The organism is Devosia sp. Root635 (genome assembly GCF_001427605.1).
Classification (GTDB): domain Bacteria; phylum Pseudomonadota; class Alphaproteobacteria; order Rhizobiales; family Devosiaceae; genus Devosia.
The window spans coordinates 292,622-307,367 of record NZ_LMGZ01000018.1 but is presented as its reverse complement, the minus strand read 5'-3'; the positions used below and the strand labels follow the sequence as shown (position 1 = coordinate 307,367).

The window sequence follows — 14,746 nt, the reverse complement described above, 5'->3', positions numbered from 1 at the left end:
ATCAGCCCTCGACCTGAATGCCCATGGAACGGGCAGAGCCGGCGATCATCGACACGGCAGCGTCGATATTGTCGGCGTTGAGATCCTTCATCTTCTTGGCGGCGATGTCACGGAGCTGGGCAACCGTGATCGTGCCGGCCGACTCCTTGCCCGGCAGCTTGCTGCCCGACTTGAGGTTGACGGCCTTCTTGATGAAGTAGGTGACCGGCGGCTGCTTCATCTCGAAGGTGAAGCTCTTGTCGGCATAGGCGGTGATCACGACCGGAATGGGCGAACCCTTTTCCATTTCCTGCGTGGCGGCGTTGAAGGCCTTGCAGAATTCCATGATGTTCAGGCCGCGCTGGCCGAGAGCCGGCCCGATCGGCGGGGACGGCGTCGCGGAGCCCGCGGGCACCTGCAGCTTTACGTAGCCAACGATTTTCTTTGCCAATTTTGTCTCCTTGGCCACAATCGGCCGGTTAGGCGCCAGCTAGTTAAAGCTGGCTAGACACCGTGGTCTGAGGTGTAGCTGGCGCTGGCAGTGCGCCATCCTCTTCCACAGTCCTTCACCCGGTTCCCCGGATGTTTGGTCAGACCTTTTCGACCTGACCGTATTCGAGCTCGACCGGAGTCGGCCGCCCGAAAATCGAAACTTCCACCTTGAGGCGGGCGCGTTCCTCGTCGACCTCTTCCACCACGCCGTTGAAGCTGGCGAAGGGACCGTCCGACACACGCACATTCTCGCCCACTTCGAACGAGACGGAAGGCTTGGGATGCTCCACGCCTTCCTGCACCTGCTGCAGGATGGCCTGGGCTTCCTTTTCGGAAATCGGCATCGGCTTGTTGTCCGAGCCGAGGAAACCGGTGACCTTGGGCGTGTTCTTGATCAGATGGAACGCCTCGTCGGTCATGTCCATCTTCACCAGCACATAGCCCGGGAAGAATTTGCGTTCGGCGTCGACCTTGCGGCCGCGACGGATCTCCACGACCTTCTCGGTCGGCACGATCACGTCCTCAAACAGGTGCTCGAGCTTCTTCTGCGCAACCTTCTGGCGGATATCCTCCGCCACCTTGCGCTCGAAGTTGCTGTAAGCCTGAACGATGTACCAGCGCTTGGCCATAAAGCGTCGCCGCTCCTAGAATATAGTGTTCGTTACCCGCTTAGGCGCGGATCGAAAGCATCAGCCCGACAGCCCAGGAAATGACCTGGTCGGCCAGCAGGAAGAACAGGCTCGCCAGGATAACCAGCACGAGGACCATGACCGTCGAGATCAGGACTTCGTTGCGGCCCGGCCAGGTGACCTTGGCGGTTTCCTGCCGGACTTGCTGCAGGAACTGGATCGGGTTCGGGCGGGCCATAGGCGAATCTACTCTTGGGTTTTTGGTGCAAAACCAAAGGCCGCGCAGGAATCCCGCACGGCTGGAATGTGGCTATCTAGAGAAACTTGGCCCCAATTGCAACAGGCCCCGCCAACAATGATCGGGGCCGGCGACTCGTCGCCCGATCACATTTATTAACGATTAGTGAAGAAGCCCCTGAATCCGGCTTGCGCACCCGCTCGCAATGGCATTTGATCCAATTGTGACGAGAAAGCGGCTGAGGGAGGCTGTGGCATGTCTTCTGATAGTTCAAGTTTCGAGGTCAAGGGCTGCGAAGTCCGCTATTTCGGCCCGCACCAGACCATTTCCGGGCGCGTCACCGGCGTCGTGCGCGTGCTGATCGAAGAGCGCTTCATGGGCAACGTCTCGCGCTATCCCCTCGACCTCAAGGTCAAGGCCGATGTCGGCAGCGTTTCCACCAGCGAAGTCCGCACGGCCCTGCTCACCCACGCCGCCCACCAGGTCAACCGCCTCAAGGCCCGCCACACCGACAAGCTGCCGGTCGCCGCCGAGTAGCCTGTTCGCCGCGCGCGCTGTTTGCTAGCCTCCTCCCCGAGGAGAGCCAAATGAAAATCGTCATCACCGGAGCCGGGGGCAACCTCGGTGGCAAGCTGACCCGCCATCTGCAGGCCGCGGCCTGGTGCTCCGCCATAACGGGCATCGACCCCAAGCCCATGGCCGACGAGGGCAAGTTCCGCGCCGTGGCCGGCGACCTGCGCGATCCGCATGACCGGCTCTGGATCGAGCCGGTGGAAGCCGCCGATGCAGTTGTCCATTTCGCCGCGCAGAACGCCCAGCCCGATTCCGGCTGGCAGGAGGCGGCGCAAAGCGTCGACATGACCTTCAACCTGCTCCAGCATGTCGGCCACGCCCCCTGCCGCTTCGTCTTCGCCTCCTCCAACCACGTCATGGGCGGCTACAAGGACAGCCCCCTGCCGCCAGGCGAAACCCTGCGCGCCACAACGCCACCCAGCCCCGGCACCCGCTACTTCGACGGCGAGGCCTTCCATCGCCCCACCGCCTATGGCAGTTCCAAGCTGCTGAGCGAACGTGCCGTCATGGCCCGTTCCGCCAATGCGCTCCTGACCGGCGTCAACATCCGCATCGGCTGGGTACAGCCGGGCGAAAACCGGCCGGAAACCGTCAACCCGCATGGTGGCGGCCGCCGCATCGGCCCCGCGGAGGCTGACGCGGCCGAACTGGCCCGCGCCACCACCTGGTATCGCGGCATGTGGCTGTCCAACCGCGATTTCCTGCAGGTCGTGGAAAAGGCCCTCACCGCGCCGTCCGACCCCTGGCCGGCCCGCGCCATCGTGGTCAGCGGCGTCAGCAACAATGCCGGCACGGCATGGAACCTCGACGAAGCCCGCCGCTGGCTCGGCTACGCGCCGGCGGACGATATCCGGGCGGCACTGGGCTGAGGGCCCCACCGACGATAGAACCGGCAATGTCAATGATTGTGCCTGGCAGGGGCTGGGGGACTCGAACCCACGACCCTCGGTTTTGGAGACCGATGCTCTACCAACTGAGCTAAACCCCTTCAGGCGAGGGTGTGTCTAATGGCAATAGGCGCGTTTCGCAAGACCCTTTGGCATACTAGCCCCAGAGATGGGGCAGCAGCGGAATCGCCAGCAAAAGATTGCCGAGCAGGCTGGCGAGGAAGCTCAGCGAGCGCCACGGCACCAGGCCCTTCATGTAACAATAGGCATGCAGCATGCGCGCCACGAAATAGATCGCCCCGCCCGCCAGCGATAGCCAGCCCTGCTCGCCCAGCACGATGGAGAGCACCGCCAGCACAAGGAAGATAGGCAGCGTCTCCTGCAGGTTGCCCAGCGCCCGGCGCGACCGCGCCAGGTCGCGGCTGGGCTTGGGCAGGTCGTCGCGCGGCCCCATCTGGCCGGCGCTCCCCACCTGGGCGGTAAGGTAGCGGCCCGGTAGCGCCACCTGCACCAGCAACAGCAGGAGAACGAGAAAAATGATCAGCAACACAATGAAATTCCTTTGTCCATCAATCCAACACCCGCCACGTCAATCCAACACCCGCAACGTCATTCCAACACCCGCAACCTCATTCCCGCGCAGGCGGGAATCCATTCTTGCCCAACCATCTCCAGAGTGGATTCCCGCCTGCGCGAGAGTGGAGTACCCCTCTAACGCACGCGAGTACCGATAGGATCACCATTTACAACGGCCCGCGGCTCGGCCCATAAATACCTTGCGAGTTTACGGAAGTTTCGGCGGGCGCCACACGATCACTCAGGGGCGAGGCACCCCGGAAGGATGACGATGCGTCTTTTGCTGGCCCTGGCCATTCTGGCCCTTTCCCCAACCATCGCCTTCGCCCATACCGGCATCGGCGATACGGCCGGATTCCTGCACGGTTTCGAGCATCCCATCGGCGGCATCGACCACATCCTGGCCATGGTCGCCGTGGGCGTCTTCGCCGTCGTGCTGGGCGGGCGGGCCCTGTGGCTGGTGCCGCTCAGCTTCGTCGGCATGATGGTGGCCGGTTTCGCGCTGGACATCGCCCAACTCGGCCTGCCCTTCGTTGAACTCGGCATTGCCCTTTCGAGCGTCGTCATCGGCGCCGCTGCCGCCCTCGGCCGCCCAATGCCGGTGGCGCTGGCCATGGCCCTTGTGGGTGTCTTCGCCGTGTTCCACGGCCATGCCCATGGCGCCGAAATGCCCGAAACCGCCGCAGGATTGACCTATGCGTTGGGTTTCGTTGCCGCCACCGCCCTGCTCCACCTCTCCGGCATCTTCGCGGCATCGGGCATGGCACGGATCGTCGGTCGCTTCGGCAAGACAGCCGCGCAGCTCGCAGGCGGCCTGTTCGCCCTCGGCGGCATCGGCATTCTGGCCGGCTGGCTGTAGCACAACTCCTATTCTTCTCCCCTCGGGGAGACGATGGCGCGCAGCGCTGGATGGGGGCGGCCGCGGTTGGTCTCCCCGCCCATCACCGGGTCATTCCCGCAAATACGGCCCCTAAGCCGTGAACCAGTCCGAATGGGCCGCCGCGACCTTGGGCAGCGAGGTCAGGATTTCGCTCAGGTGCTGGCGAATGCCGGCTTCAGCGGCATTCGCGTCGTGCCGGCGAATGCTGTCGGCAATGACGGCATGCTGCTCGATTAGCGTTTCGAGCGGCGTGGCGTCCGCCAGTGACAGGTAGCGCACCCGGTCCATCTGCGCCTTGAGATTTTCCAGCAGGCGCCAGGCCCGTTCGCAGTCGGCCGCCTGGGCGATGGCCTGGTGGAAGGCTTCGTCGAGCCGCAGGAACTCGGCCAGGTCGCCTGCCCGGTTGGCCAGGCGCTGCCGTTCAATCAGCCCGTCGAGCATGCCGTGATGGCTCGAATCAGCCACCTCCGCCGCCCTGCGTGCCACTGCCACCTCGATGGCCTCGCGGATGAAGCGGGCATTTTCCACCTCGCGCCGGGAGATCATCACCACCGAGGTTCCGCGCTGCGGCCGGATTTCGACCAGCCCCACCTCCGCCAGCTTGATGAAGGCTTCGCGCACTGGCTGCCGCGACACGCCGAACTGGCGCGCCATCTCGGCTTCCGACAGCGGATCGCCCGGCCGCAACTGCAACTGGATGATCGCCTGGCGCATGGCCTCGAACACCTTGTTGCCCACGGTAGCGGGCCGCGCGAGCGGACTGATGCTGTCAGACAGTGGCGAAATCATCGTCATATTGACTCCCGTATACTACCATACTACCATTTCTCCATAGCCGTTGCATAGATGCCCGGCTCGTAGCGGCCCCGGCCGCAAGGGAGGAACCACATGAAATTCACACCGCTCGCCGCGGCTTTTGCTGCTGGCCTGATCATCTCTTACGCCGCCCCGGCTCTGTCGGCTGACTATACCCTGAGCGTCAATACCGCGCTCGCCACCTCGGACCCGCTCTACAAGGGCCTCGAAGCCTTCCGCGACAATGTCGCCACGGCATCCAACGGCGCCATCGAAGTCAAGCTGTTCCCCAATTCCCAGCTCGGCCCCGATGAGGACGTGCTGGAGCAGGCCCGCGCCGGTGCGCCGGTCGCCGTGGTGGTTGATGGCGGGCGTCTCGCTGCCTTCGTCAACGAGTTCGGCGTGCTCGGCGCACCTTATCTGGCTTCGGGCTATGACGGCATCCGCAAGGTCGTGGTGTCCGACAAGTTCGAGGAATGGGTGAAGAAGCTGCATGACACCTCGGGCCATCAGGTCCTGTCGTTCAACTGGTGGCAGGGTGAGCGTCACCTCTGGACCAAGATGCCGGTTCACACCCCGGCCGACCTTGCCGGCGTGCGCATGCGCACCCCCGGCGCCCCGGTCTGGACCGAAACGGTGTCCGCCATGGGTGCCGTGCCGACCCCGATGGCCTTCGCCGAAGTCTATTCGGCCCTGGAACAGAACGTCATCGACGCCGTGGAAGCCCAGCTTCCCGCCGGCCAGGGCGCCAACCTCGATGAAGTGACCTCGGTGCTGACCAAGACCGGCCACATCAACCTGATCACCGGCCTGGTTACCTCCGGTCCCTGGTTCGACAGCCTGCCTGCCGAGCTGCAGAAAGTGCTGCGCGACGAAGCGCTCAAGGCCGGCGACATCGCCTCCTACGGCACCCAGGACGCCCTGGCCCAGATCGAGGCCGACCTGGTCGCGGCGGGCATGACCGTCAACGAGATCGACGTCACGCCCTTCAAGGAAGCCACGGCCGGCGTCTACGACAAACTCGGCTACGGCGCTTTGCGCGATGAGCTCCAGGCGATCGCCAACGCCCCCTGATACATCTCCAGCGGGCTCCCACGGGAGCCCGCAACCTCTCACCCATCGGAATGAATCATGCTCAAGCGCTTGGCTCAACTCGAGCTGGCGATCTGCTTCGCCCTGCTCGCCGGCATCACCGGCCTGGTTTTCACCGCCGCCGTCCTGCGGTTTTTCGGCCATCCGCTGATCTGGTCGGTGGACATGGCGCAACTGCTCTTCATCTGGCTGTGCTTCTTCGGCTCCAACAAGGCCATGCGCGAAAAATCGCATCTGGGCATGGAAGTGCTGGTGTCCCGCCTCGGCTACCAGCGCCGTTTCTGGCTCGAATTCGTCTGCTCTCTCGTCATTCTCGCCTTCCTCGCCGTATTGACCGTGGAAGGCTGGAAGCTGACCCTGCTCAACCACGAGCGCACCTTCGGCGACAGCAGCCTGTCCTATGCCTGGGTTACCGTCGCCGTGCCGGTGGGCTGCGTGCTGATCGGCGCCACGCTGGTCTACAACATGATCCGCGCCTTCCGTGGCCGCCAGCAGGAACTGCTCATCTATAACCGCACGCAGGCCGAGATCGAAGCCAGCGCACCCACGCTGGAGCTTTAGCCATGGCCCTGATCGGTATCGCCTTCGTTATTCTCATGATCCTCGGCATGCCCGTCGCCTTTGCGACCGGCATTTCCGGCTTCATCTTCTTCATGACCACCCAGGGCATGCCCATGTCCATCGGGGTGCAGAAGATCGCCTCGATGAGCCAGAGCTTCCCGCTCCTGGCCGTGCCCTTCTTCGTGCTCGCCGGCCACCTGATGAATGAAAGCGGCATCACCGCGCGCCTGCTCAAGGTGGCGCTGATTTCGGTGGGCTGGATGTCGGGCGGGCTGGCGCAGGTCGCCATCGTGCTCTCCACCCTCATGGGCGGCGTTTCCGGCTCGGCCGTGGCCGATGCCGCCATGGAAGCCCGTATCCTCGGGCCGACCATGATCGCCAAGGGTTATGGCAAGGGCTTCGCGGCCGCCACCATCGCCGTCGGCTCGCTCATCACCGCCACCATCCCGCCCTCCATCGGCCTCATCCTCTATGGCTTTGTCGGCAATGTCTCGATCGGCCGGCTGTTCCTGGCGGGCATCATTCCCGGCGTCCTGATGATGCTGGTGCTCATGCTGACCACCTATGTCATCGCCAAGCGCCGCAAATACGTGGTCGCCGACAGCGAGCGCCCCACCTTCAAGGCGCTCGCTGTCGCCTGCTGGGATGCCAAATGGGCCCTGCTCTTCCCGGTGGCGTTGGTGCTGGCCATTCGCGGCGGCCTGTTCACCCCCTCCGAAGTCGGCGCGGCCGCGGTGGTCTATGCCCTGGCCATCGGTTTTTTCGCCCATCGCGAGTTGACGCTGGAAAAGGTGTGGCAGAGCTTCGGCCAGGCCACCTCCGATGTCGGCCTCATCATGCTCATCATCCTGATGAGCGGCATGGTGGGCTATGCCACCATCTACATGCAGGTGCCCCAGGAACTGGCGGGCTGGATGCTGGCCGGCATCACCGATCCCAACATGATCGTGCTGGTCATCCTGCTCTTCCTGCTGGTGGCGGGCCTCGCGCTGGACAGCACCGTCATGGTGCTGCTGCTCACGCCGATCTTCGTGCCGATCATCACCCAGATCGGCATGGACCCGGTGCATTTCGGCATCCTGATGATGTCCATCGTCACCCTGGGCGGCATGACCTGGCCCAGCGGCTCGGCCATGTTCGCGGTCTGCTCGCTGATGAATGTGTCGATCGAGGAATATTCCATCGAATCGATCCCCTTCATCGCCGCCGTCGTCGCGCTAATCGCCGTGCTGCTGTTCGTGCCTGATCTGGTGCTGTGGCTGCCGCGCCTGGCATTCGGAAGCTGATCTCCCACTGTGGGTCGCGTTCTTCCCGGCGCGACCCGCTTTTTCTCTTTCCGGAGTCTACCATGAGACAGACCTGGCGCTGGTTCGGCCCGCAGGATCTCACCAGCATCGACGACATTATCCAGAGCGGCGCCGAAGGCGTGGTTTCGGCGCTGCATCACGTCCCCAACGGGGCGGTGTGGACGCCCGATGAAATCGCCCGCCGCCAGCACCAGATCGCCACCGGCAAGGACGGCTCGCCCTCGGGCCTCAACTGGGACGTGGTCGAAAGCCTGCCGATCTCGGAAGACATCAAGAAGCAGACCGGCGACTGGCGCACCCATATCGCCAATTATCGCACCAGCATGGAGCATGTCGCCGCCGCCGGAATCGAGGTGATCTGCTACAATTTCATGCCGGTGCTCGACTGGACCCGCACCGCCCTGCGCTGGCGCCTGCCCCATGGCGGCACCTGCATGCGCTTCGATATCAACGACTTCGCCGCCTTCGACATCCACATCCTGGCCCGCTCAGGCGCCGCCGCCGACTATACCGATGCCATCGTCGATGAAGCTGCCGGCCGCTTCGCCCTGCTCGACGACGCCGGCAAGGCCATCCTGGCGCGCAGCGTCACCATGGGCCTGCCCGGCTCCACCGATTCCATGTCGCTCGATGACATGCGCGCCCATCTCGACCAGTATGGCGCCATCTCCGCCGACCGCTTGCGCCGGCACTTCATCGACTTCCTCGAACAGGTGGTGCCGCTGGCCGAAGATCTCGGCCTGCGCCTCTGCTGCCACCCCGACGATCCCCCGTTCGCCCTGCTCGGCCTCCCCCGCATCATGTCGACCCGCGCCGATTTCAGGACCATCCTCGACGCCGTCGACAGTCCGGCCAATGGCATGACCCTGTGCTCGGGCTCGCTCGGCGCCCGCCCCGACAACGACCTGCCTGCCATCATGGCCGAGCTGGGCCACCGCGTGCATTTCCTGCACCTGCGCAACGTCAAGCGCGAGAGCGCCGCCCTCAAGGGCTCGTTCCACGAAGCCGAGCATCTCGAAGGCGATACCGACATGGTATCGCTGATCGCGGTCATCCTGGCCGAGGAACGCCGCCGCAAGGCCACCGGCCGCGCCGACTGGCAGATTCCCATGCGCCCCGATCACGGCCAGGACATCCTCGACGATCTCGGCCGCACCACCGCGCAGCCCGGCTATCCCACCATCGGCCGCATGAAGGGCCTCGCCGAACTGCGCGGTATCACCCGCACGCTCGATCACGCCGGGGTCCGCTACGACGCCTGACCGCCCCGCCGGCGTTCCCATCCATCGCCATTGCCCGGCTTGTCCGGGCAATCCACCTCTCCGGCCCCGCCGACGCATGGGCCACCTGCCATTTCCGTCATCACAGGCCTTGTCAGCCACGGCCATGCCGGGCTATTGGCTAGCGCGTCGGTCACCGACCTTGCGGGTATAGCTCAGTGGTAGAGCAGCAGCCTTCCAAGCTGAATATGCGGGTTCGATTCCCGCTACCCGCTCCAAAATCCCCCAGTCCTCAGCCGTTATGTTCCGCAGGGAACGCGGTTTTGCCCGCCCGTTCACCACAACCGCGCCGCCTCGCCGGTTTTTTGCGGGGCTTTGCCAAACGGGTGTTGACACACTGTCATCGGACCACCATAAACCGCCCGACGATGCGCCCCGGCGCTTCGTTTTCCTACCCAGGCGACGTTGTTGTGGAGGGGTGGGAGAGTGGTTAAATCCATCAGACTGTAAATCTGACCGCTTAGCGTACACTGGTTCGAATCCAGTCCCCTCCACCATCGCCCTCCCCGCAGCATTGCCCATCAGCGGTGACGCCAACGATGGTTTGCAGCATCTTGACCGCCCGGCCCGGCCCACTGTTCACTGCGAAGTCAAACAGCGCCAGGTCGAGCCCGGATGGCAGATCATCGCCGCGCACAGCGTCCCAATAGTTGGCCCGATAGATCTTCGCCGCCTCCGGCCGCTGCAATTCCATCACCGCGCTTTTGGGCAGCTTCCACCACGGCGAGACCATGCGCCAGCGCGCCAGCGTCTTGTGCGTGATCCCCATATTGGTCGCCCCGCCCGGATCGGCGGGATGGTCGACATAGCCGCCCTCCTGCTTGAGGACAGCCGAAAGCGCCCGCGCGAAATTGCGGTCCATGGTGGTCTCCTATCGATATTGGGGTGTCGAGGTATTCGACTGGTCAAAGCCTGGGAGGTGGTGCGATATTCCGCGTATGTCGATAAATCAGAACAAGTGGGAGTCCATCCAAGCCCTGCGCGGCGCTGCCGCAGGAATGGTCGTTATCGGCCACTTGCTTCTATCGGGCGGACCAAAGCCCGACTGGATGGCGTTCATAATTGAGAGGGTAACCACGCCTTCGGCTCATGCAGGCGTGGATCTTTTCTTCTGCATATCTGGTGCCGTGATGTACCTAGTGACGCGCCACGCCCAAGGCGGGCGACAGGCCGCTTCCGCCTTTTTGATCAGGCGCGCTCTTCGAATCTACCCGGTATTTTGGATTGCCCTCCTGGCGATGATGGCAATTAACGATAGCCAGTTTTACTCGGTTCAGACTGCACTGGCACAGATCACGCTTTACGACTTTCCGCCCATCCTTTCGGTCGCATGGACCCTGACAATGGAGATTCGTTTCTATCTCATCGTTGGGGCTGTGCTCTGGCTTTCGCTGCCAGGAACCAGCGCGCGGCGCTTTCCATTGATCGCACTGATAATCTGCTCCATCGTGATATTCGGCCAACTGGACATGATCCCGAAAGACATGGCCACAAACTTGACGATGCTTGAGTTTCTGGGAGGGGCGGCGGTGGCTGCCTTGGTGACGCGAACGGATCGCTTTGCTCTCACTGCCATCCTCACCGGGTTGCTCGGGTTTTCGGCCGCAGTAGTTTTGGTTTGGCCTGGCGGTCGTTGGGTAGAGGACGTTTCGCCCTATCGTGTGCTCATATTCGGAATGCCATCGGCGCTAGTTCTCTATGGCAGCATGGCCCTTGAGCGCTCCCGTCGAGCGACGCCCCCCAAATGGTTGGTTAGGATGGGAGATGCCAGCTACAGCATCTACATCTGGCACCTTCCCGTGATCGTTCTGGTGTGGACGCAATGGCCAAAAGACCATTTCGACCTCTATGCATATTTCGCGGTGGTGCTGGCCACGGTTGGCGCCGTGGCTACGGTGAGCTGGCATCTGATTGAAAGGCCGGCGCAGCGCCTGGCGGCGCCACGGCCTTTGATCAGGTCAGGGCCTTCTTCATCAGAAAACACGGCGGCTTCCTGCCAGTAGCATCGGCGGCGGAAGCCTCCGCCCTGAAGATCGACGCGAAATACGGCTACAATTTTATGGCGTTAAGTCCAGCCAGCGCCATGTTGCCCTCATAGACTAGGAGTCTGCGGTCATCACACCTCGTGTCTCGCACCACCTGTTCCCGATGCTTTAGCGGCCGACCGCCAGGATCGCCCGTGCCCGCGCGATGACCGGGGCGTCGACCATATTTCCATCCACCGAGAATGCCCCCGCCCCGCCGGCGGCCGCTGCCACCACACGCTCCGCCCAGGCGCGGTCCTCGGCGCTGGGCGCAAATCCCGCATTGAGCAGCGGCACCAGCGCCGGATGCACGCAGGATGCGCCGTCGAAGCCGTGTTCCCGCGCCTCGCGCGCCGCTGCGGCGATGGCGTCGCTGTCGGCATAGTCGGCGGTCGAGCGCAGCAGCCCGAATGACAGCACGCCCTCGGCCTTGGCGGCATAATGCACCAGCAGCTTGGGCAGGCGCAGCACATCCGGGGTCGGAGTGCCGCCCAGCGCCAGCGCCAGGTCCTCGCCGCCGGTGGTCAGCGCCAGGACGCGCGGCGCCCGCGCGATCAGCCTGGCATCGAGCACCGCGCCGGGGTCTTCCAGCACCGGCACGAAAGCCATAGGTTCACGCCGCAGCGGCACTTCCAGTTCGTGCAGCAGCGTCGCCAGTTCCGCCAGCGTCCCTGCATCGCGCACCTTGGGCACATAGAGCCCTTCGGCACCCGCCCGGCAGGCCGCCGCCGCATCGGCGCGGGCCATCTCGCCGGCATTGATCCGCACGAACACCCTTGCACCATTGCGCCCCACCGCCGGCACGCTCTCGGCCAGCCGCTCGCGCGCCGCCAGCTTGTGCTCGGGCGGCACGGCATCCTCCAGGTCGAGTATGATCGCATCGGCACCGCGCTCATGCGCCCTGGCCAGAAACCGCTCGGAATGGCCGGGCACATAGAGCAGCGAGCGGATCATGGCGCCACCGCCGCGGCAATGGCGTCCGCATCGAGCCCGGCTTCCCGCAACACCGCTTCGCTATGCTGCCCCAGCTCCGGCGCCGGCAGCCGCCAGACGCCCGGCGTAGCCGACATTTTCGGTACGATATCGTGCATCGGCAACGTGCCGAACGTGTCGTCTTCCGCCGCGACGATAATCTCGCGTTGTTCAAAATGCGGATCGGCCATGGCATCGGCAATATCAAAGATCGGCCCCACCGTCGCGCCGGCCTGCCGCATGGTTTCCAATGCCTCCGCGCTGTCGCGCGTCGCAAACCAGCCGCCAATCGCCTCGTCCACCAGCGCCCGGTGCCTGACCCGGTCCGAATTGGTGGCAAAGCGCGGATCGTCATTCATGTCGGGTCGCCCGATAATCTCGAATATCCGCCGCGCCACCGCCGGCGTCGAGCCCGACAGCGCCAGATATTTGCCATCGGCACATTTATAAACATTGCGCGGCGAGGCTGTGTTCGACGCGCTGCCCGCCCGCTGTTTCACCTTGCCGGTGACGGCATGGATCGCTGCTTCCGGCCCCAGCACCGAGAACATCGGCTCCAGCAGGCTCAGGTCGATCACCTGCCCCCGCGCCGTCCCCGCCTGCCGCGCATAAAGCGCCATCATCGTCGCCGAGGCGCCATAGATGCCGGCCACCATGTCGGCCAGCGCCAGCGGCGGCAGCACCGGTTCGCGGTCGGGAAAACCGGTGCGGTCGGCAAAGCCGCTCATCGCCTCGATCAGCGTGCCGAAGCCGGGATATTGCGCATAGGGCCCGGTCTGCCCGAAGCCGGAAATCCTGACCACGATGAGGTCGGGATTGCGCGTCAGCAGCTTGTCGGGCGCCAGCCCCATCTTTTCCAGCGTCCCCGGCCGATAATTCTCGATGAACACATCCGCCGTCTCGACCAGCGTCCACAAAGCCGCCATGGCCGGCGCCTGCCGCAGGTTCAGCGCCACCGACCGCTTGTTGCGCCCATAGGTCTTCCAGAACAGCGAGTGCCCGTCATCCCGCCAATCCCGCAGCGGATCGCCCTCGGGCGGTTCCACCTTGACCACATCGGCCCCGAAATCCGCCAGTTGCAGGCTGAGCATATTCCCGGCCATCAGCCGGGAAAGGTCGAGCACGCGAATGCCGGCCAGCGGGCCGGTCGCGGTGGGGTCGAAGGATTTACGGGTGAAGGTCATTGCGCTCGACGCACCGGTTCTTGCGCCTCCCTCCCCCTTGAGGGGAGGGACCGAGGGTGGGGGTCCCTCAGGGAATCACAAAACCACCCCCCACCCCAACCCTCCCCCTCAAGGGGGGAGGGAGCACGAACCTGAGGCATCGCAGATACCATCACCGCAGCCTCAACCCCGTCGCCTTGTCAAAAATGAAGAGCTTGCCCGGATCGATCACCAGGTGAACCACCTCGTCCGGGCTCAGCAGCGCATGATCCCGCACCACCACCGAAATATCCTCGTCGCCCACCCGCGCCAGCACCTCCTGCGCGTCCCCGGTCGGCTCCACCACCAGCACCTTGGCCGGAACCCCCTCGGCTCCCAGCGTGATCTGCTGCGGCCGCACGCCATAGACGATGTCGGTGCCTGCCTCAACGTCGAGCGGCGTCCCGAGCGGCATGGTCTGCCCGCCCCTGATGGTGATCGAATTCCCGCCCTCGTAACGCGCCTCGAACAGGTTGATCTCCGGCGAACCGATAAACCCAGCGACGAACAGGTTCGCCGGATTGTTGTAGAGCTCCAGCGGCGCCCCCGCCTGCTCGATATGCCCGCCATTCAGCACCACGATCTTGTCGGCCATGGTCATGGCCTCGGTCTGGTCATGGGTCACATAGACCATGGTCTTGCCCAGCCGTTGATGCAGCCGCTTGATCTCGCCGCGCATCTTCACGCGCAGCTTGGCATCGAGGTTTGACAAAGGCTCGTCGAACAAAAACGCCCGAGGATTGCGCACGATGGCCCTTCCCATGGCCACGCGCTGCCTTTGCCCGCCCGATAGCTCGCGCGGCAACCGGTCGAGCAGGTTTTCGAGGCCCAGGATTTCCGCCGCCTCACCCACCCGCTGCCGGATTTCCGCCTTGGACGTTCCCGCCAGTCGCAGCGAAAAGCTCATATTGTCGGCCACTTTCATATGCGGATAGAGCGCGTAGCTCTGAAACACCATGGCGATGTCCCGCTCCTTGGCCGGCATGTTGTTGACCACCTTGCCGCCAATGGTGATCTGGCCGGCCGAGATATCCTCCAGCCCCGCGATCATCCGCAGCAGCGTCGATTTCCCGCAGCCGGAAGGCCCGACCAGCACGACGAATTCGCCATCCGCCATTTCGAGCGAAATGTCGCTGAGCACCGTCACATCGCCATAGCGTTTGCCGACCTGCTTGAGTTCGATTTCCGACATGCTGTTCTCCTTTCTTACCTCTCCCCTCCGGGGACAGGGCCTGCCCTCGGGCTTGACCCGAGGGTCG

Annotated in this window: 17 protein-coding genes and 3 tRNA genes; 10 read left to right on the top strand and 10 right to left on the bottom strand. The window is 64.1% G+C overall.

Translation table 11 applies throughout. The annotated features are described in order from the left end of the window. Position 1: 1 nt before the first annotated feature. From rplK to secE, 3 genes are all read right to left on the bottom strand, one after another. Positions 2–430, bottom strand: a complete 429-nt coding sequence (gene rplK, locus ASD80_RS10825; protein ID WP_056232601.1) for a 50S ribosomal protein L11 — start codon at positions 428–430, stop codon at positions 2–4. Positions 431–569: 139 nt separating this feature from the next. Next, positions 570–1,100 carry a transcription termination/antitermination protein NusG gene (gene nusG, locus ASD80_RS10820; RefSeq protein WP_056232599.1) on the bottom strand — a complete coding sequence of 177 codons (531 nt, stop codon included), beginning with the start codon at positions 1,098–1,100 and terminating at the stop codon, positions 570–572. 40 nt (positions 1,101–1,140) lie between these two features. Further along, the gene (secE, locus tag ASD80_RS10815) at positions 1,141–1,338 is read right to left on the bottom strand and encodes a preprotein translocase subunit SecE (RefSeq protein WP_056232597.1); all 198 of its coding nucleotides are present in this window, start codon (positions 1,336–1,338) and stop codon (positions 1,141–1,143) included. 255 nt (positions 1,339–1,593) lie between these two features. Here secE and ASD80_RS10810 point away from each other — a divergent pair, with 255 nt between their 5' ends. After that, positions 1,594–1,875 carry a hypothetical protein gene (locus ASD80_RS10810; protein ID WP_056232595.1) on the top strand — a complete coding sequence of 94 codons (282 nt, stop codon included), beginning with the start codon at positions 1,594–1,596 and terminating at the stop codon, positions 1,873–1,875. A gap of 50 nt (positions 1,876–1,925) precedes the next feature. Further along, positions 1,926–2,780 (top strand): NAD-dependent epimerase/dehydratase family protein, encoded by an 855-nt coding sequence (locus ASD80_RS10805; protein ID WP_056232593.1) that lies wholly within the window; start codon positions 1,926–1,928, stop codon positions 2,778–2,780. A gap of 43 nt (positions 2,781–2,823) precedes the next feature. Here ASD80_RS10805 and ASD80_RS10800 read toward each other — a convergent pair. Further along, a tRNA-Trp gene (locus tag ASD80_RS10800) sits at positions 2,824–2,899 on the bottom strand. A 56-nt stretch (positions 2,900–2,955) separates the two neighbouring features. After that, the gene (locus ASD80_RS10795; RefSeq protein ID WP_162247348.1) at positions 2,956–3,348 is read right to left on the bottom strand and encodes an MAPEG family protein; all 393 of its coding nucleotides are present in this window, start codon (positions 3,346–3,348) and stop codon (positions 2,956–2,958) included. Positions 3,349–3,645: 297 nt separating this feature from the next. On the opposite strand from ASD80_RS10795, the gene ASD80_RS10790 reads away from it, so the two are divergent. Further along, the gene (locus ASD80_RS10790; protein WP_156460410.1) at positions 3,646–4,233 is read left to right on the top strand and encodes a HupE/UreJ family protein; all 588 of its coding nucleotides are present in this window, start codon (positions 3,646–3,648) and stop codon (positions 4,231–4,233) included. A 111-nt stretch (positions 4,234–4,344) separates the two neighbouring features. On the opposite strand, the gene ASD80_RS10785 is transcribed toward ASD80_RS10790, so the two are convergent. Further along, positions 4,345–5,049 carry a GntR family transcriptional regulator gene (locus ASD80_RS10785; protein WP_056232588.1) on the bottom strand — a complete coding sequence of 235 codons (705 nt, stop codon included), beginning with the start codon at positions 5,047–5,049 and terminating at the stop codon, positions 4,345–4,347. Between the two features lie 93 nt (positions 5,050–5,142). Between ASD80_RS10785 and ASD80_RS10780 the strand changes: the two genes are divergently transcribed. The 6 genes from ASD80_RS10780 (at position 5,143) to ASD80_RS10755 (ending at position 9,786) form a co-directional block, all read left to right on the top strand. After that, positions 5,143–6,123: a C4-dicarboxylate TRAP transporter substrate-binding protein gene (locus ASD80_RS10780; RefSeq protein WP_056232586.1), complete on the top strand. Its 981-nt coding sequence runs from the start codon at positions 5,143–5,145 to the stop codon at positions 6,121–6,123. A gap of 57 nt (positions 6,124–6,180) precedes the next feature. After that, entirely contained in the window at positions 6,181–6,702 is a 522-nt protein-coding gene (locus ASD80_RS10775) for a TRAP transporter small permease (RefSeq protein ID WP_056232583.1), read from the top strand. 2 nt (positions 6,703–6,704) lie between these two features. Then, positions 6,705–7,988, top strand: coding sequence for a TRAP transporter large permease (locus ASD80_RS10770; RefSeq protein WP_056232581.1), 1,284 nt, complete (start codon positions 6,705–6,707; stop codon positions 7,986–7,988). Positions 7,989–8,050: 62 nt separating this feature from the next. Continuing rightward, complete coding sequence (gene uxuA, locus ASD80_RS10765; RefSeq protein ID WP_056232580.1) at positions 8,051–9,271, top strand: mannonate dehydratase; 1,221 nt, start codon at positions 8,051–8,053, stop codon at positions 9,269–9,271. Positions 9,272–9,433: 162 nt separating this feature from the next. Continuing rightward, positions 9,434–9,507: transfer RNA gene (locus ASD80_RS10760), tRNA-Gly, on the top strand. Between the two features lie 194 nt (positions 9,508–9,701). Beyond that, a tRNA-Tyr gene (locus ASD80_RS10755) sits at positions 9,702–9,786 on the top strand. Here the strand turns inward: ASD80_RS10755 and ASD80_RS18505 are convergent. Next, on the bottom strand, positions 9,750–10,151 hold the full coding sequence (locus tag ASD80_RS18505) for a glycoside hydrolase family 108 protein (protein ID WP_082555208.1): 402 nt from the start codon (positions 10,149–10,151) through the stop codon (positions 9,750–9,752). The two genes, ASD80_RS10755 and ASD80_RS18505, sit on opposite strands and share 37 nt — an antisense overlap. Between ASD80_RS18505 and ASD80_RS10750 the strand changes: the two genes are divergently transcribed. Next, complete coding sequence (locus ASD80_RS10750; protein ID WP_082555207.1) at positions 10,150–11,292, top strand: acyltransferase family protein; 1,143 nt, start codon at positions 10,150–10,152, stop codon at positions 11,290–11,292. The two genes, ASD80_RS18505 and ASD80_RS10750, sit on opposite strands and share 2 nt — an antisense overlap. A 150-nt stretch (positions 11,293–11,442) precedes the next feature. Here the strand turns inward: ASD80_RS10750 and ASD80_RS10745 are convergent, their stop codons facing one another. The 3 genes from ASD80_RS10745 to ASD80_RS10735 form a co-directional block, all read right to left on the bottom strand. Continuing rightward, positions 11,443–12,267 carry an HpcH/HpaI aldolase/citrate lyase family protein gene (locus ASD80_RS10745; RefSeq protein ID WP_056232575.1) on the bottom strand — a complete coding sequence of 275 codons (825 nt, stop codon included), beginning with the start codon at positions 12,265–12,267 and terminating at the stop codon, positions 11,443–11,445. Next, positions 12,264–13,469 carry a CaiB/BaiF CoA transferase family protein gene (locus tag ASD80_RS10740; RefSeq protein WP_056232573.1) on the bottom strand — a complete coding sequence of 402 codons (1,206 nt, stop codon included), beginning with the start codon at positions 13,467–13,469 and terminating at the stop codon, positions 12,264–12,266. Before ASD80_RS10740 ends, ASD80_RS10745 begins: the two co-directional genes overlap by 4 nt. Positions 13,470–13,620: 151 nt before the next feature. Then, positions 13,621–14,679 (bottom strand): ABC transporter ATP-binding protein, encoded by a 1,059-nt coding sequence (locus ASD80_RS10735; protein WP_056232571.1) that lies wholly within the window; start codon positions 14,677–14,679, stop codon positions 13,621–13,623. Positions 14,680–14,746: the final 67 nt, after the last annotated feature.